13 protein-coding genes and 4 pseudogenes are annotated in these 17,576 nt (G+C 65.7%); 10 read left to right on the top strand and 7 right to left on the bottom strand.

Features of this window, described 5'->3' with window-relative positions:
• Nucleotides 1–131 precede the first annotated feature (131 nt).
• Nucleotides 132–578, top strand: a pseudogene (locus SSPN_RS53165) (respiratory nitrate reductase subunit gamma); the annotation flags it as partial.
• A gap of 23 nt (nt 579–601) precedes the next feature.
• Here SSPN_RS53165 and SSPN_RS0137715 read toward each other — a convergent pair.
• The 4 genes from SSPN_RS0137715 to SSPN_RS0137695 form a co-directional block, all read right to left on the bottom strand.
• Nucleotides 602–1,678, bottom strand: coding sequence for an alpha/beta hydrolase (locus SSPN_RS0137715; protein ID WP_010315220.1), 1,077 nt, complete (start codon nt 1,676–1,678; stop codon nt 602–604).
• Between the two features lie 427 nt (nt 1,679–2,105).
• Nucleotides 2,106–2,249, bottom strand: a complete 144-nt coding sequence (locus SSPN_RS56065; protein ID WP_187764591.1) for a hypothetical protein — start codon at nt 2,247–2,249, stop codon at nt 2,106–2,108.
• Nucleotides 2,250–3,398: 1,149 nt separating this feature from the next.
• Complete coding sequence (locus SSPN_RS47910; protein WP_143539548.1) at nt 3,399–3,929, bottom strand: IS630 family transposase; 531 nt, start codon at nt 3,927–3,929, stop codon at nt 3,399–3,401.
• 11 nt (nt 3,930–3,940) lie between these two features.
• Nucleotides 3,941–4,429, bottom strand: coding sequence for a winged helix-turn-helix domain-containing protein (locus tag SSPN_RS0137695; RefSeq protein ID WP_029535454.1), 489 nt, complete (start codon nt 4,427–4,429; stop codon nt 3,941–3,943).
• Between the two features lie 1,390 nt (nt 4,430–5,819).
• Between SSPN_RS0137695 and SSPN_RS58925 the strand changes: the two genes are divergently transcribed.
• Nucleotides 5,820–6,332: a hypothetical protein gene (locus SSPN_RS58925; RefSeq protein WP_010315212.1), complete on the top strand. Its 513-nt coding sequence runs from the start codon at nt 5,820–5,822 to the stop codon at nt 6,330–6,332.
• 9 nt (nt 6,333–6,341) lie between these two features.
• On the top strand, nt 6,342–6,770 hold the full coding sequence (locus SSPN_RS0137680; protein WP_010315210.1) for a hypothetical protein: 429 nt from the start codon (nt 6,342–6,344) through the stop codon (nt 6,768–6,770).
• Nucleotides 6,771–7,103: 333 nt separating this feature from the next.
• On the opposite strand, the gene SSPN_RS0137675 is transcribed toward SSPN_RS0137680, so the two are convergent.
• Both SSPN_RS0137675 and SSPN_RS0137670 read right to left on the bottom strand, forming a co-directional pair.
• Nucleotides 7,104–7,502 (bottom strand): CAP domain-containing protein, encoded by a 399-nt coding sequence (locus SSPN_RS0137675; RefSeq protein WP_158309627.1) that lies wholly within the window; start codon nt 7,500–7,502, stop codon nt 7,104–7,106.
• Nucleotides 7,503–8,244: 742 nt separating this feature from the next.
• Nucleotides 8,245–9,210 carry a DUF6924 domain-containing protein gene (locus SSPN_RS0137670; protein ID WP_010315207.1) on the bottom strand — a complete coding sequence of 322 codons (966 nt, stop codon included), beginning with the start codon at nt 9,208–9,210 and terminating at the stop codon, nt 8,245–8,247.
• A gap of 876 nt (nt 9,211–10,086) precedes the next feature.
• On the opposite strand from SSPN_RS0137670, the gene SSPN_RS63185 reads away from it, so the two are divergent.
• The 7 genes and pseudogenes from SSPN_RS63185 to SSPN_RS56055 form a co-directional block, all read left to right on the top strand.
• Entirely contained in the window at nt 10,087–11,382 is a 1,296-nt protein-coding gene (locus tag SSPN_RS63185) for a tyrosine-type recombinase/integrase (RefSeq protein WP_420188687.1), read from the top strand.
• Entirely contained in the window at nt 11,358–12,476 is a 1,119-nt protein-coding gene (locus SSPN_RS61135) for a hypothetical protein (protein WP_010315203.1), read from the top strand. Before SSPN_RS63185 ends, SSPN_RS61135 begins: the two co-directional genes overlap by 25 nt.
• A 49-nt stretch (nt 12,477–12,525) precedes the next feature.
• Entirely contained in the window at nt 12,526–13,299 is a 774-nt protein-coding gene (locus tag SSPN_RS54085) for a hypothetical protein (RefSeq protein WP_010315201.1), read from the top strand.
• Between the two features lie 385 nt (nt 13,300–13,684).
• Nucleotides 13,685–13,897: an AbrB/MazE/SpoVT family DNA-binding domain-containing protein gene (locus SSPN_RS47895; RefSeq protein WP_010315200.1), complete on the top strand. Its 213-nt coding sequence runs from the start codon at nt 13,685–13,687 to the stop codon at nt 13,895–13,897.
• Between the two features lie 285 nt (nt 13,898–14,182).
• The gene (locus SSPN_RS0137640) at nt 14,183–14,365 is read left to right on the top strand and encodes a hypothetical protein (RefSeq protein ID WP_010315198.1); all 183 of its coding nucleotides are present in this window, start codon (nt 14,183–14,185) and stop codon (nt 14,363–14,365) included.
• Between the two features lie 10 nt (nt 14,366–14,375).
• Nucleotides 14,376–14,825: pseudogene (locus SSPN_RS53145) on the top strand (selenium-binding protein SBP56-related protein); the annotation flags it as partial.
• 414 nt (nt 14,826–15,239) lie between these two features.
• A pseudogene (locus tag SSPN_RS56055) lies at nt 15,240–15,527 on the top strand (transposase family protein); the annotation flags it as partial.
• A gap of 617 nt (nt 15,528–16,144) precedes the next feature.
• Here the strand turns inward: SSPN_RS56055 and SSPN_RS53130 are convergent.
• Nucleotides 16,145–16,303 (bottom strand): annotated as a pseudogene (locus tag SSPN_RS53130) (IS701 family transposase); the annotation flags it as partial.
• Nucleotides 16,304–17,576 lie beyond the last annotated feature (1,273 nt).

Here is a 17,576-nt window from a genome sequence, read left to right as displayed (position 1 = left end):
CTGCGCCCAGCTGCCCAAACCTCGTCGCAGGGACTGGATCCTCGTGCGACAGGCATGCGAAAAGGGCCCCCTGCCAAAGAAGTCGGCCTGGAACCATTCGCCCCGCCGAACTGTTCTAGTGGGCCGGGTTTCCCTACCTCGCTCTGGCCATCTTCGTCGTCGGACACGTCTGGCGATGGCGCTACGAGCAGTTCGACTGGACCAGCCGATCCACGCACATGCAGGACCGCCGCCTGCCCAGGTGGCGATCACCGCTGTTCCACTACAGCGCGTTCGCCACGATCACCGGCCACGTCATCGGCATCCTCATGCCCGGGTCGGCGACCCACGCGCTGGGCATCCCCGAAACCCGTCTACCACTGGTTCTCGGCCATCACCAGCGGCATCGCCGCCGTGCTCGTCATCGGCGGCGTCGTCCTCGCCAGCCGACGGCTCCTGATCCCGCAGGCGTGCGCCACCAGCAACCCGTCGACTACGTTGCCCTGATCCTGCTGCTGGTCGTCATCCTCACCGGAATCGCACCGACCCTCGCGGTGTTTCTTGGCTTCCGGCCACGTGGGGGACGTGTGCTGGAGTGATTGTCCACGATGGAGTGATTGTGCTAACCCGCATCCGCACCCATGAGCGACGGCACCGTCGTCACGTCCTTGATCAGGTCGCTGAGGTGGGCGTTGACCAGTTCCGGACGTTCGAGGATCAGGCCGTGCCCTGCATCCGGCACGACGACCAAGTCGGCGTTGGGCACCGCGCGCAGAAGGTCAAGCCCGTCGCTGGGGGGCGTGATCTGATCACGTTCACCCGCCATCACCAGGGTCTTGACCCGTTGCAGCACACCAAGGCCAGCGCTGTGGTGCAGGCGGAAGTCCGGGAACAACCCGGCCAGCACCTCGAACGGCGTCGCCTGGATCATCTCGGCGAGGAACACTACAAGCTCTTCAGACGCACCCGGGGCGAAGGCGTATCGGCGGGTCAGCCACCGCACCACGTCCCGTGCCCCCCAGCCGGGATCCAGCAGGCGACTCATCGCGACGAAGGCGCCCGGGGCAGCCCACTGCAGCGCCCGAGCCGCATAGGGCGGTAGCCCGAGGTCCGCGCTGATCGGGCCACCCGACGTGGCCAGCAGCGCTACGCCCCTCACGCGGCTGCCGAACAGCTCCGGGTGCTGGCCGGCCAGCGCCATCACCGTCATCCCACCCATCGAATGGCCGACGAGCACGACCGGTCCGGTAGGCACGACCTGCTCCAGCACAGCGAACAGGTCCCGGCTGAGCTGATCGATGGACAGCTGCTGCACCAAGCCTCGCTGCGAACGACCGTGCCCACGCTGATCCCACAGCACCAGGCGTGCATGCCGCCCCAGCTCAGCACGCTGGGCGGACCAGCTATCCTGATTCAACGCGAACCCGTGGCAGAGCACCACGGTGACCGGAGCATCCAGGTCTCCGTCGACTTCGACGTGGAGCTCCGCCCCGTCTTCCGCCGTGACCGGCGATCGCTTCGCACCCCCCTTCGACAACAGCTGGCTACGCCCGAGCGAGTGCTCCGGCTCCCGTAAGGGGTTCAAGCCGGAGGCCACCAGGCGCAGCGCTGCTCCGCCAACCGTGAACGCGGCAGCCAGTCCCAGGTCAACGGCGAGTTGGGCACCCAGCCGCAGCGGGTGATCAGATTCGTCGAACACGTTGGCTCGCCCCCTCGGGGTGGGTGCTACCGACTCGCGTGCCCAAGTTCGAGGTTCGGACACAACGAGTGACCAGCATCTCCCCCAGAAAACCGCAAAGGGACGATAGAACTACACAGAAAGATACCTAGAAGCACTGATTTGCGTAACAGCACGTAGTCACGTTGTAACACGAACGAGCTTGATTCAATTAGCATGAGCTGAGTTATTCACTCACACGTTCACGCTGCCGACCGGCTTCAGCCTCCGGCGAGTGTGCACGCCACGCGCTACACAACCGGGATGGTGTCGCCCGCGTAGGCGCCGTTGCGGGTGAGCAGGGCGCGGTTCACTGATCAACGGCAGGTGCGGTGGCATCCGATCCGGTACCCGGGAGAGTTCGAGCCACCCATGACGCCGCGGAGCTGCCTGGTGTCGGCTCCGGCAGTCACCAGCGCCGCCACCATCGCCCTGACCGAAGTACCGGCGATCCCTGGAACGCGTAGCCGCGCTCCAGCAGCCCGAGTACGGCGCCCACCGTAACAATCCCCTTGACCCCGCCGTCCTCAAGCACCAGATCCGCCTGCATCACCCAAGCCCCTCCGCTCCGAGAGCGCCCCGAGGAGCGCTCAAAGATGCTGCGACCTGGCAACGGCCACCGCCATCCGCCGACCCCCCATCCTGGCGCCGAGCTCCTCGCGCATGGAGCGCGCGGATCGATGCGACGAAGGGTGTAAGGGATCCGCCGGGCCCGGCACCGCGGTGACGTCTCCACATGGCAAGAAAGTTTGGGTCACCGACACGTCGCTGTTCTGCACGGCCGCCTTCGACGACCGTATCGGCCGTTTCTTCCGAACTCGGCTCGATCACAACCAGCGACCCTGGATGAACGAGAGCAGGCCCCGCAGCGGGCGAACTCGCCGACCGCGTCGTCAGTGAAGCCCACATCCTCCAAACTCCGACTACTCGCTGCCCAGCGGGTGGTCCCGACCTCGCCGGGCATCACCCGTCGCGGTGGCTCGGCAAGCGCATCGGGGCCAGCGTTGCTGCACTGGATCTCCCCGCGGGCATTCCAAGCCACGGCGCATTGGATGAGTCGTGATGTGGCGCGTCCTGCTGATCCTTGGGTTCATCGCAGTGGCCACGCTGGCCGGCGTGCACCGCTATCGCCGCGTCGGAGCGCGCGTAACGTAACACTTCGAACGCGCCGCGGGCTCCACCGCGGGACACAACGACTCGGTCGGCGATCGCCCGCATTCGCCTCGGTTCTCCACAGGGTGTGGACAATGCGTCAGCATGCGTGATCTTCTTGCCCAGTTTAGGCTCCTCGAAGGCGAAGATTCTGCTGTGCCGTTCCATCCTCGCCGTGCCCCTGGACAGCTCCCACCCTCCCCCGCCCAGGGCGGTGGACAGCGCCCGAAATGGTGGTCCCGCAGCGTTCCGCCTCGATCGATCAAGAGGTGGTGGATCGGTGGAACAGCGGCGCGTCCCGCCGGCGGAGGTCACTGCTTGATGTACAAGGCGGGTTCTTGTCCCATCCCTCGATTCTGGTCGCCACACGGAAGGAGTTGCTCTCATGCGCCGCCTGCTGATCGTTGCTCTGGCCCTCGCTGGGTTCACGTTGGTCGGATTGCTTGCTTATCGCCGCACAATCCGACAGCACTATTGATCTTTCGCCTAGTTGATTGATCTTGGTTATAGGTGGAGAACCTGTGTGGTCGAGGAAGGCGAAGCTGAGCTGTTAGCTGCTGCCGATACGGTTCAGGCCTGCGCGTGCGGCGGTGTCGGCTTCGTCGATGGCCTCGGGGCAGAGGTTGGCGAGCTCGGTTGCTTTGATGTTGCCCCATACCTGTTCGACGGGGTTGAGTTCGGGCGCGTAGGCGGGCAGTCGCTCGACTCGGAGCCAGTGTCGCTGGGTGGCCAGCCAGGCTTTCATGTCTTTGGAGCGGTGGGCGGACAGGCCGTCCCAGATCAAGGTGACCGGGTCGCCGTCGAGTTGGTCGTGCGGGTCGGTGAGGAACTCGATCAGCGATTCGGTGTTGTAGCTGCCGGGTTTGGTTTGGAACACCAGGGACGCTTGGCTGCCGTCGGGCCGGTAGAGCAGGGCGGCGGACATCGACATGCGGGTCCAGCCGAAGCGGTGCCGCGGGACCGGGGTCCGGCCTCGTGGCGCCCAGGTCGCTCTTACTGCCGGGAGGAGGGAGAATCCGCTTTCGTCCTGGAAGCAAATCCAGGATTTCCGGCGTCGGGCCCCTTTTTTATCCGTGGCCACTCGACTTTGACCTATTCCTCGATCGCCTCGTCATCGCGTTCGGCGGCTTTCCGTGCCGGGCGCTGGCGGCTCCAGCCCAGCCCGTCACGCAAAATCGTCCCGGTCTGCGTGACCGAGTATCGGACACCGGTCACGCGGTCGATCACCTCGGCCACCCGCGCGAGAGTCCACATCTCCGTAGCGAACCCGTTGGCACGCGGGCCTTTCATCAACTCGGTCTCGACCTCGGCCAGTCGCTCATCGGAGAGCTTGCGCATCCGCCCGGCACGGCCGGCGCCCGCCATCGCCTCTCGTTCACCGGCCGACCACGCCCGGTGCCACTTCGACACAGCCTGCGCCGACACCCCCAATTCGGCGGCCACCCCGGACTGCCGTCTGCCCTGGTCGAACATCTCCGCCGCCCGCATCCGGCGCTCACGCAACGCATCGAAATCCCTTCTGGCAGCAACACGATTACCATCACGGGCCTGCTCGCCCGACTCCCGCGAAGGCTTCGACACCTCACGATCATCCCACCCCGCAACCACAACCCTGAAAACAGATCAACCTATAAATAAAAGATCATTAATACAGGACGCCCACGTACGCAGGCTCCTTCGAGCCCGGGAAACCGCCCTGGTCAAGCACGTGGATGACAGCCACCGCGACGCAAACCACACCCGGCGGCCCGGGCGGCAACAGCACTCGCCAGTGCTGGACGCGCCGTACTACCCGCACCGTACCCAGCCAGCAACCCCCCTCCAGGCTCGACGCGATCAGCTTCGCCAAACGACCAACCGGTCACTAGGGAAACAAAGTCACCGTGTTCACGTGCACAGCGCAACAACAACGGCGACTCCGCAACCACCACCACCTACACCCGAGCCGGCATCCACGAAATCGCCAGCGCACTCGCCACACTCACCGGCGAAACCCACCCACTAACAACCTAAAACCCGAACACCCGACAGCCACCCAACGCAAGAGGCCCGGCACCATCCGGGCCTCTCCCACCGATACTTGTGGTGGGCAAATCGACCATGATCCCCATCGTTACAACGGTACGGTCGAGGATCTGGGCATCCACCACCTACACCCGAGCCAGCATCCACGAAATCGCCAGCGCACTCACCGCACTCACCGGCGAACCCCACCCACTAACAACCTAAAACCCGAATACCCGACAAACACCCAACGCCAGAGGCCCGGCACCCATCCGGGCCTCTCGCGCCGATGCTTGCGGTGGGCAATCGACCATGATCCCGATCATTACAACGGTACGGTCGAGGATCTGGGCATCGCCGAAAGGGCTGAGACTGTCACAGCCGGGTCTGAGCCTCGGGCGTTGGCGGATCCGGACGGTGGTGCTATGTCTGTGGGGCATGAGTCTTTGCCGGGTGGCTTGACCGGCCGGGATGGGTCTTCTGGCACGGATTCGGTTGCGGGGAATGGGGTTTCGCATCGCGAGGACGCTGGAACGGATCTGCCGGAATCGGCGGTGTTGTCGGTGGATGGGGCGCAGGCGGTGCCGTCTCTGCAGCAGGACCGGGTGAGGGCGTTGGCGGATCCGGACGGTGGTGCTATGTCTGTGGGGCATGAGTCCTCGCCGGGTGGCTTGACCGGCCGGGATGGGTCTTCTGTTGCGGATTCAGTTGCGGGGCTTGGAGTTTCGCATCGCGAGGACACTGGAACGGATCTGCCGGAATCGGCGGTGCTGTCGGTGGATGGGGCGCAGGCGGTGCCGTCTCTGCAGCAGGACCGGGTGGGGGCGCCGCTTGCGCCAGCCCAGACGGTCCCATCAGTGGCAAACAGGTGGTCCCATGCTCCTGGCAAAACCGGCTCTGAGGTGGTCCCTTACTCCTGGCAGCCGACATCTGGAACAGCATTGCCGGGTTCGGTGAGGGCCTCACGATGCTGATCAGCGATCCTGCCAGCACGGTCTCAGCGATGACCTACAGCGTTACCCACCCCGTGGAGACGTTCAAAGCGGCCGTCGCGTGGGACGACTGGGCCAACGGTCGCGGTGATCGTGCCCTGGGCAAGATCACTGGTGACGTGCTTGTCTCCGCGGCGACCCTCGGTGTGGGCAAGGTCGCCAAGACCCTGCTGCGTAAGCCCCCGCCTAAGCCTCCAGCGGCTGTGCGACCGTCGGTGACGGACCCGAAACTCAACAACATCGTCGGTCCCTTGTACAGGGGAACTGCTCATCCTGACCGTACGGGAGATGGCACGACGGCCGATGCTGTCCGGCATGAGCGGGCTACGAACGAGGATGTGCAGGGCAGGAATCACGAGAAGAAGGCGAGGGAGTCGATCCGAGCGTTGGACAGGTGGCTTCGCAAGAACCCGAACGCTTCGGAAGCCGATCGCCAGATCGCTCAGGTGGAGCGAGACAACCTGCGTGACGCACTAGGATTGGGCTAGGAGGCCATCATGCTAGACCCGTCATTCGAACAATCCGTCGGCGCTGGCTCCGATCTTGTCCGCGAACTCGCCCAGGGGCTTCCGACGGTCCTCGAGTTGCTGCGGGAACACGAGGACGACTTCGACGAGGTCCTGCCGACGGTCTTTCTCAGCGAGATCGCGCAGTGGTATGCGGAGACGTGGCTCGCGCGCGAGACCGACCCAGGCACGTTCGACGAAGCAAGCCGCTTTGCAGCCCGAGTGGCAGTCCGCTACCCCGAGGTGAGCCCGTCGGAGCGGAACATGTTCGCAGTCGGCTTCCTCGAGGCCCTGCCAAACCCCGGAGAAGCGGGCCGGGGCTGTCTGGAGGCACTACCCGACATCCTCCGAGTAGAACGCGAAGCCATGGACAGCCCCAACAACGGGCCCGGGATAGGCGATGGGGGCACGGGACTGTAATGAATCACGATGCGCGGCGCCAGCCCCAGCGATCGTGATGGGGCCGCACGTTCAGTGGAGGACGGTTCCGGAGAAGACCGTGATAGCCGAACCCTGCCGACTGGCAGGGGAGCATATCGAACGTATATTCCACATTCGTGGAAAGGTTTGTAGCCGAGTTGGCGTCGTAGCCGATCCGCATGGTCCGGACCGTATCGCGAACCCCCGACAGCAGAACATTGGCGCGGACACGACAAGCGATACACACCCCACCTGGGAAACACTTCGCGGTCCGGAGTGACCCACGAACGTTCGTTTGGGTGTCGGACAGCCCGGCCGGCGCCTCCTTGGCGGTCAGTAGCCGAAGTTCTGGGTCCAGGATGGGCCGTCGGAGCGGCCGAAGTAGGCGCCGACTCCTATGGTGGTGAACTCGGGATTGAGCAGGTTGGCGCGGTGTCCGGGGCTGTTCATCCAGGCGTGCATCACGCTGTGGGGGCTGTTCTGGCCTTTGGCGACGTTCTCGGCGCCGGGTTGTGGGTAGCCGGCCGCGCGCATCCGGTCGGACGGGGTGAGCCCGTCGGGGTTGTTGTGTGCACAGAAGTCACGCCGTGCCATGTCTTTGCTGTGGTCTCGGGCGGCGGTGCGTAGCCTCTCGTCGGTCTGCAACGGCGCCACATTCGCTTGTGCCCGGGCCGCGTTGACCAGCCGTACCACCGCATCCTCGTTCTTCTTCTGGTGAGCGGTGCTCCCCACCACGGCAGCGAGTGCTGAGGGGCGCTCCGGTCGGGCGGGAGCCCACGAGTCGAGATCCGGTTCCGGTTTCTCGGATATAGCCGGCGTTGCCTGGCGGGGCGATTGTGATCGGGCGCGGAACTTGACGACCGTTCCATCGCGCCGCTTGCGTTTGCGGCTTGGGGGCAACTGCGCACCTACTCCTCTAGCAGACCGCGGCCCGCGTCGTCCTGCACGACACCGCCGCCTCTGGTGACGTCACTACTGATGAAGTCATTATGGCATCCGACCGGCCACGCACCCCGTGGTTTCAGGTGGAGGATAACCGACACTGTTTCACATAACGAGGGCCCCGGCGCCTGCGTCGCCGGCGATGCCGTAGAAGGCTCCACCCGCGATGCGGATGTCACCCCGGGAAGCCGAGATACGACGGACAAGAACGAATCACCACCCGACGTGCACAGGAGTTCGGACATCCATGCAGTCCACTTCGTTCATCGACACGTGGTGGCGCGCGTCGATGACCCGCAGGGCCGGTGCCCTTGGGGCCAAGGTGGGACCCGGTCCGCGGGTAACCCCGCAGCGGCATCGCCCGACCTGGCCCCTTCGCCACCGTTGGCGGACCAGGGAGTGCACCACGCCGGAGTCCGTGGTGGAGAGTCGGCTGGACCTGCCCGAGCCCAGCCCGCCGCGCCCTGTCCCGAAGAGGCGGTCTCACCGCTCACCAACCGACGTCCCGGTGGCACGGCTCTCCTCCGGCGGCCTACGCTTCGTCGTTCCGCCAGTCGCCGATGTCCTGGTTTCCTATCGCCAGGTTGGCCACCATGGTCCCCACGACCTCGGGATCCACCCGGAAGGCGAACCCGATCTGGTCTTCCAGAGGGATCACGAGGACGCGGTGCCCGGGCTCGCGCATCGTGGTGGCGTCGGCGATCATCACCACGCCGGAGACCATCTCTTCCTCTTCCTCTTGCGTGTCGCTGTCGCGGACCTCCGCCATCACCAGCGCCGGCGTGGCGCCCGCAAAGGCCGGATCGTCCACGAAGTCGACGTAGTCGCCGAAGTCGTCGATCACGTCGTCGTAGCCCGGGCACGGGAGGCACACGCGCTCGACCAGGGAGGCCCAGGCCGCGTCGTCGGTGAAATCGGTGCGCACGAGCAGATCGTTCTCTTGGATGAGCGGAGGCAACTCGCGGGCCGGCCGAGTGTAGCGGGGCGGGGCGTTCAGCGACTCCAGTTCGACCCCCACGGGCTCGTAGAAGTCGTCCTCGTCGGGCTCCTCGCCTTCTTCGCGCTCCCATTGCAACTCGATGGGCGCCTTGTCCGCGAACCGGTCGATGGTGAAAGACAGGTTCGGACGGTGCAGCACCAGGTAGGTCATGGCAACCTGACGCGGAGTGATCCAGAAAGCATCGTCGCCGCTGCTGCGAAAGGCCAGCAGCGGGCGCCAATCCGCATTGCGCCCGGTGCGGTCGTCGGTCAGCACCACCAGGTCGGGCACCCAGATCCCGGGCCGCTCCAGGGCCGCGGAGACATCCTCGGAAGTTGCGCCCCGCCACGCGGGATCCTCCGCCACTATCAGGCGCCGGGAGATCGACTCCCGTGCCACCGCCTCGGATGCGTCCCCTTGATCGGACCGGTACATGCCGGGGAGCTCGCCCATGCGCCAGAGCACGTCTTCCCAGACGTCGTCGTCGCGGCCGGTGCGCACCAGCAGGATTCCGGGCACACGGGACTCACCGTCGTCGTCGGGGGGTAAAGGAAGTGGAGGACGCATCAGCAACACCTCATCGCACCAGGCGACGACAAACCCTCGTCGGCATCGCTTGCCGTGCGCAACTGCAGTCCGCTGTATTCACGCAGGTAGCTGCACCATTGCTGCTGCCGCACCACGCGAGGCCCGAAAAACACCGCCCTTACAGACAGCTCGGTGCGAATGCAGGCCAGTTCGCGCAACACGTTGGTCAGAACGACGTGACGTCGGTGGGGAATCCCCAGACACGGGGCACTGTGACGGAACAGGCTGATGTAGCGATGATGGAAGTGGCGACGCTGAAAGGGGTGCGGGGTTGAGGTTCGGGAAGGCTGTAGTGGTCGTGCTGAGCGGAACGGTTACAACCGGCGCTCTGTTGATTGGCGTATCGCTGGCAATGGAGCGGGGAAGGCAAGCCGGGCCGACGACCATCGTCAAGGTTGAGGACCCGATCGTGACGCTCACGGACGTACGGTGCCCACCAACGTTCGATGCGGGTGAACCTCCAGAGTTCACGCGCCTGTGCGGGCTTCCAATGAACCGCGACATTGGAGTGGTCTCCTGCTTGAGATTGGCCAGCAGGAGTGCGACGGCACTGGTCGAGGTGGAGGTTGGTGTAGGTCGATGGCCGTCAGCGCGGTTGTGCGGGTGCGGGCCGCAGTCCGTCGTAGGCCGTCGTCACCATGATATCCGCCCGCCGGGACGGGCAGCCCCTGGTCGGTCAGCGCCGGCTCCACGTCCACGGCGAAGGCATTGACGGTTGCGCAGATCGCGTTGACCTCCGGGTGCTGGTGCAGGGGTGAAGATGCGGCAGTGCGCCCCGTCTCTTCGTCGCCGGATTCGTTGGTCGTGATGATCAGCGGCCCTCCCGTGGCGGTTGGTGAACTCGCGGTAGGTGTCCACCGCGTCTATGTACGAGTTGTGGCTGCTGCTGCCGACGAGCGGTCTCTGGCGTCACCGGGAACTGGCTCGTCGTCGTCGGATGATGGTCGACGGCGGCTACTGCGGCGACCCTGGCGTAATCGCGTTTTACCGGAAACGACTTTGCGGGCCCAGCGGTCGGCTCCGAGCCTCCGAGCCCGGCTGGAGGAAATCAACCACGTCGCCGCCACCACCGGCAACGACCCCGTACTGGACACCCTCATCCTCCGGCTACACACCGAAACAGCCTGCCGCCGGGGAGGAGCACTCGCCCTCACACCCCGAGATCTCGACCCCGACCAATGCCTGATCCTGCTCCACGAGAAAGGCGGCACCGTCCGCTGGCAGCCCGTCTCCCCCACCCTCATGACCCACCTCCGCGACCACACCGAACAACGCGGCGCAGCCGCATCAGGCGGACAACTCCTCCGCTACACCAACGGAGACCCCATCACCACCCGACGCTACGACCACCTCTTTACCCGACTCGGCAAACATCTCCCCTGGGTCGCCACCCAGCAGATCAGCATCCACTGGCTTCGCCACACCACACACAGCAAGGACAGCAAGGACAGCAAGGACAGCAAGGACGTCACGGGCGGCACGCACGTTAAGGGCGGTAAGGCGGGTGCCAACGGAAGCGGTAAGGGCGATGCTGGTGGCAGTGTGACGGGCGGGGAAGCGACCGGTGGCATTCCGGCGGTGCCAGGTTCCGGCGAGCACCGGCCGGATACGCCGCCACCTGCATATCCTGATGCGGTAACGGCTTTTGGTTCGGACCGGCTGGGTCCACCGCCGCCGTCGCCGTACAGTCCGGTTGCCGGTGGCGATGGGGTGCATGGCGTGACTGGAGCGTCTGATGTGGACGCTCTTGACATGACCGGAGTATCTAGTATGGACGTTCCCCGTGTGAAAGTATCCCATGTGGACAGTCCTGGTATGGATGGTTCTGGTGTGTTGGGGGACCGGTCGCTGGATGTACTGGCGTCCCAGACACAGGATTCGGCGGGGGAGAGGTCATCGACGGTTATCCCGCATGGTTCTGGTATGTCCTTGGATGCCGCGTTACCGGAGACTGTCACAGCCGGGTCTGAGTCTCCCCAACTCCCCCCGAGGAATCCCGGGCCGGTGAACCTGCTTTTTTGTCCCGGACGCAGCACGCCACGCCGCCCACCAAGCCTTATCCATAACTCCGCGACCCTGTGCATTCAGCCAGTGAGGAGTTAGCGGCGCGTGGGCCGCTGACTGAGGAGCAGACGGCGGAGCTGGCGGCGCTCCGGTCGAAGGCGGCGGGGCAGGGGCGGAAGAAGAAGGACCGGGACGTGACGGAGACCGGGGTGGGTGGCGTCCTGGTGGTCGGGCGGGTTGCGGGGCCGGAGGGGGAATCGGGGGAGACTGGGGCTGATCAAGTCGACTTGGACGTGTGGTCGGCTGACGCCGATCTGGATGGGTGGCTTGATCGGGCGGTGGACCGTCGACGGCCTAGCCTGCGACTCACCCGGATACACCTCCCCCGACGCCCACTCCGAGGATCCACCGCCCATCAGCCCGCGCTGCCCAACACCCTCCACAGACGACGGCAGACCCTCAGCACCACGCACCGGCGGCTGGGCAGTGCGCCGCAGATCCGGCGCGCCCTCCCAACCCATGCAGGAGACGGCGATGGGGTGGATCTGCTGGATCCGCAGAAGGGGGAGGAAGCCGAGGCCGCTGATGTCCTGACTGCGACCGGAATGTGGGTGATTCCGGTGCCGGGGGCGGAAGTGGAAGGGGAGGTGGTGTTGCCGCCCAGCGGTTCCGGGCTGCGGCGCCAGGGTGGAGCGTCTGGGCTGCCCGCCGAGGTGACGGGTCAGAAGCGTCGGCGCGGTGTGTCCGGGCCGGTGGCGGGGGGAGCCGACGCGAGTGCGGGGAGTTCGGAGCCGACGCGAGTGGGGGGAGTTCGCGGGGGGAGGTTGACCAGGGTTCGCGGGGGGAGGTTGGCGAGAGTTCGCGGGGGGTTAAGCGGCGGAAAGTGGACGCAGCCGCTGCTGTTGCGGCTGCTTCCGGGAGTCCGGGCGATGGCGGGAGTGAGGTGCGCACACCGACGTTCGCAGCCGACGGCCGCCGACATCATTCTGGGTGGGCCGGAGCAGGTGGCGTGGCGGGATGGCCGGTTGCTGCGAGTGGCGGAGTTGCTTGATGTGCCGGAGTCGGTGCGGCTGGAGCGGCTCGGTGGCCTGGCGGGGATCGCGGAGATGGCCGAGTTGGCGGGCCGGATAGAACGGCATCTGGAAGCGATGCCGCCGGGATTCGATCCGGACGGTCAGTATGCCCCGCTGTAGACGAGGCCCTCGCGCAGCAGCACACCACGGTGTGGGGCGGCGAACCCGCATGACCGAGAACACGATCACACCCGGAGCCGGCCCAGAGGAAATCGAAGCGGCCCGGGTACTACTCGCCCGCCTCGGCGTCTGCCCGGACGACCTCGTCACCACCCCCTCCACGCGACCACCCGCTCCGACCTTCACCGAGTACATCCCCCAGGTCTCCGACGCCGTCAGCACCGGAACCCGGCGCGTGTACAGCACCTACTGGAAACGCGTAGCGACCGAATGGGGCGACCGGCGACTGAACGAACCGACACCGCTGGAGATCAAGCAGCTCGCCGAGAAGATCCGCAGCCAGGTGGTCGTCCGCCGCAACGCCCGCGACGGACGCGGCGCCGCCGAACACCTCATCGCCGCCTTGCGCTGCCTCTACAACCACGCCGTCGACGACGGTGTGATCAGCGAGGCCGACAACCCCGCGAAGAAAGCGCCCAAACCACGCCGCCTGCCCAGTACACGCCGCGGCCTGCCGGACTCCCGGCTGGAAGAAATCAACCACGTCGCCGCCACCACCGGCAACGACCCCGTACTGGACACCCTCATCCTCCGGCTACACACCGAAACAGCCTGCCGCCGGGGAGGAGCACTCGCCCTCACACCCCGAGACCTCGACCCCGACCAATGCCTGATCCTTCCCGGTCGGGCCGGTGGATTCGGCTGCGGTGCCGGTGCTCTCCGGCAAAGACCCCGTGGAGTCCGCCGTCAAGGACGGCACGGACGTCAAGGACGGCACGGGCGGCACGGGCGGCACGGACGGCACGGGCGGCACGGACGTTAAGGGTAGTAAGGAGGGTGCCGGCGGCAGCGTGCCAGGCGGGAAGCCGACTCGTGATGTTCAGGTCGTGCCAGGTTCCGGGCAGGAACGGCAGGGCACCCTGCCACCGGTGTATTCCCGTGAGGTTGTGGGTTCCGAGCAGGACCGATCGGTGACACCACCGCTGGCGTATTCCGGTGAGGTAGGGGGTTCCGGGCAGGAACGGCCGGGCACACCGCCGCCGCCGCCGTACGGTCCGGTTGCCGGTGGCGACCAGGCCGTGCCCGGGGTGCATGGCGTGGCTGGGGCGTCTGATGTAGACGCTCCTGTCATGACCGGAGTATCGAGTGTGTACGTACCCCGTGCGGATGCATCTCATGTGGACAGTCCTGGTGTGGATGGTTCTGGTGTGTTGGGGGACCGGCCGCTGGATGTACTGGCGTGCACACCACAGATCATGATCCCGGCCACAGCCCGCGCCCGCTGCGGCATCCGCACAGGCGATTCGGTCCTGCTGGTCGCCGACCCACGACGGGACATACTGCTGGTCGACCCACTACCCGCTGTGGACGAGGCCCTCGCGCAGCGGCACGCCACGGTGTGGGGCGGCGAGCCGGCATGACCGAGAACAAGATCACATCCGGAGCCGGCCCAGAATCATGAAAAAGATGGCGGCGGATGATGTTCATTTCCTTGTGCTGAAGGTGCCGTCGGGGGCCTCGCAGGATGCGGTGCGGGCAGAGTATGTGAAAGGCGAGGACGCGGATGTGTTCCTGGCCTCTGGTGGCTTTTTTGGAGGTGGGCAGGCGCATTATTTCCTGGACGCGGTTCAGGGTGATGTCAGAAGGATCGATCCCGATTCGACGTTGTCGTTGGGGCGAGAAAGGCTGCTGTCGATCGTGTTGGGGTGTTGGAGGCGTTGGCGGAGCAGGGGCCGCTGACTGAGGAACAGGAGGCCGAGCTGGCGGAGATTCGGCCGAAGGCCCAGCAGTGGCGGGAACAGAAGGAACGGGACGCGGAGCGGCACCGGGCGGTAAACGCGGCTGCTAATCGGGTTGCGGAGTTGGAGGCGTTGAAGTTTCCTTCCTGATGGAGTCCTCATGTCGTTGTGGAAGCCTGACCCCACCTTCTACCCGTCGCCCAGGGATGCGGCTGCGGCGCCTCCGGAGAAGGTCGCCTACCTCGCGGCGTTCGACCGGAGCGCCAGCCGCCCGGACGCGATCGCGGTGCTCGACGTCGATCCCGACTCTGACAGTTACGGCACGGTGGTCGGCTGGACCGACATGCCGTTCATCGGCGACGAGCTGCACCATTTCGGCTGGAACGCCTGTAGCAGCGCGCTGTGTCCGTACGCCCCGCATCCGCACACCGAGCGTCGGTACCTGATCGTGCCCGGTCTGCGTTCGTCGCGGATCTACGTGCTGGACACCAAGGACGATCCGCGCTCCCCCCAGGTGGTGAAGGTCCTGGACTCCGAGGAACTGGCCAAGCGCGCCGGCTACTCGCGACCCCACACCGTCCACTGCGGACCTGAAGGCTTGTACGTCTCGGCCATGCGTGAGCGGATCATCACGGGGCTGGTGCCGCCCACGATCACCGACCGCGGCTGCCCAGCCGACGCGGGGCGCGGCGAGGGCCACGGTCTGCCTCTCCCGGTCATCGCCCGGCACCGCGAGCTGCCGGTGACCTACGGGATGGCCCGGGTGGATCCTTCCGGCCGGGTGTCGGCCACGCCGGTCCTGCACACGCTGGAGTGGCAGCCCGCCCAGCGGCTGACCATCCGGGTCACCACAGGAGCGATCATCCTGCAACCAGACCAGAGCGGGATCCACCGGCTGCCCAGCACACCACAGATCATGATCCCGGCCACAGCCCGCGCCCGCTGCGGCATCCGCACAGGCGATTCGGTCCTGCTGGTCGCCGACCCACGACGGGACATACTGCTGGTCGACCCACTACCCGCTGTCATCCGGGTACTGGCCCGCGACACCGACTTCTGGCATGACACCGTGTGGATCACCGACTCCACCCCGGTGCCCTGCGGCATGTCCCGCCCCACCGTCAAGCGTTCGGACCTGGCCGGCTTCGCCGGCTACGGCTACTGCGCGTCACACTCGCGGTTCTTCTGGGGTCTGCGCCTGTACCTGGTGTGCACCCCGGCCGGGATGCCGATGCTGTGGGCGTTGGCAGATCCCAAGCTCGGCGAGCGCGAGGTGCTGGCCGCGATGCTGGAGGTCGACGCCGAGATGATGGTTGTTGTGCCCGTGGAGATGACCGGCACGTCCACCGCTTACCCCCAAAGCAGCGCCAGCCTCCACAACACCACGCCACGCAGCCCACCAAGCCTGATCTCCAACCCCGATCCCCTGTGCACGCAGCCAGTTCCGTCCTTCCTCAGCCGTCGTGGCCCTTCCCTCGTTTTGAGCCCGCACAACCCACCCACCCAACTCCCCCCGAGGAATCCCGGGCCGGTGAACCTGCTTTTTTGTCCGGCTTCCCATACCCTCATAACGAAGCATGCCCAACCCGGGTTCATACCTTCTTCACGAAGTCTTCAGACCCCCGCTCACCCAGCAAACACCAACGTCCCGGAGCGAGGTGCCGGAGTGGATCATTCGCGCCAGTACACCTTGCAACCCACCGTGGTGAACAACTCCAGCCCGTCCATACCGACCTCATCAACCATCCGACCGTCACCGACGGTCATCGTCCGCATGGCCACAGAGAACAACACCCGGGGTTACCAACGAATCCGGGGCGAGCTCCTCAAACTCGGCCACCCGTCATGGTGGTTTTTGGTGGCAGGTGGGGCATCGGCCTGTCCAGGTGGCCAGGAGTACCTGGAGTGTTTGGAGGATCTTGTAGAGGGTCAGGCCGCCCCAGATGCTTTTGGGCTTGTCAAACGGAGTTCGGTGAGGAAGAGGTGTGCTGCGGAGACGAGGGTGACGTGGCGGTGCCAGCCCGTGAAGGAACGGCCTTCGAAATGGGTGAGGCCGAGGCCGGTTTTGAGTTCGCGGTAGTCGTGTTCGTCCACCGTTGCGGAGGCCACGGACGAGGTGTCTTGGCTGGGGTTGCCAAGCGCGCTCAAGACGAATTGCCCAGGTGGCGCCGGAGACCTTTACTCGCGTGACAGCTGTGCGGGCGGGGCGGATCGACTCGACGCCTCGCCGCAGGCCGTCTTGTGGAGGTCCTGGTGTTCTGCAATGAACTCCGCGATCAGCGATGTGACCGGCGATGTTCCTGGTGCCCCACAGAAAGGCTGTCCTCATGCGGAAAGCTTGACACTCACCCTTCATCGCAGCCCATCGTTTCCTTCCTGATGGAGTCCTCATGTCGCTGTGGAAGCCTGATCCCACCTTCTACCCGTCGCCCAGGGATGCCGCTGCGGCGCCTCCGGAGAAGCTCGCGTACCTCGCGGCGTTCGACCGGAGCGCCAGTGCTCAGCCTCGTCGTCGGCGGGTATGCCGCCGCGATCCGCAATGCCCCGGGTGCACTGGTCACCTCGGTGTTGGGCTGGTTGTTCCTGAACGGCTTGATGTCGGGCGAGCGATGAAGGGGGACGTCATGGCCGATCTGGCATTCGTGGCGTTGACCATCGTGGTCTTCGTCGTGCTGGCGCTCGTGATTCGGGCGGTCGAGCGGCTGTGACCGCGGAGAACGTCATCGGCCTGGTGTTGGCGGTGGTGTTGTTGGTGTTCCTGGTGATGGCGCTGCGCCCACTAATCGATCACAAGAGCCAAAAATAGACGGTAGGGCTGGCTCCCCGTTAAACGATCCTATGTCCACAAAGGAGTTCAAGATGGATGCGAAAGCATGCAAGGAAGTCCGATGCACGGACGCAATGGGCCGTAGTCAGGTCTTGTGAATTCTGCCGCTCGCTCATGGCCGTGTGGCTGTACAACCACCGCCCGGTGAGCGGTTCGAGGTGAACGCCGAGCAGTTTCGTGACTTGCTCGCTGCGGCCCGGGAAGCGATCTGGGAGTCACACGCGAACTACGACCCCACGAATCGAACCACCGTGGTCGGTGGCACGTGTTTCTGAGGGAGCTCTACGAATCGGTGCGGCAGCGTTTGGAGGACGTTTTGCGGGTCGTGAGCGCTGGTGATGACCGGGCGGTGACCGCGGTTGCTCGTTCAGAGGTGCCACACCTCATCGACGCCGTGCGGACTTTGATGGCCGGACACGAACCGAACGAGATCGGTGAGTGCCCGGCGTGCTCTCGAACCTTGCGGCGGTGGACGAAACCGTGGCGGCGACCGACATCGCCGTGCACGGTCTACCTCGCGGCACGGCGGGCCCT

The organism is Saccharopolyspora spinosa NRRL 18395 (assembly GCF_000194155.1).
Lineage (GTDB): Bacteria > Actinomycetota > Actinomycetes > Mycobacteriales > Pseudonocardiaceae > Saccharopolyspora > Saccharopolyspora spinosa.
This window is presented reverse-complemented; position numbering and strand designations above follow the sequence as displayed.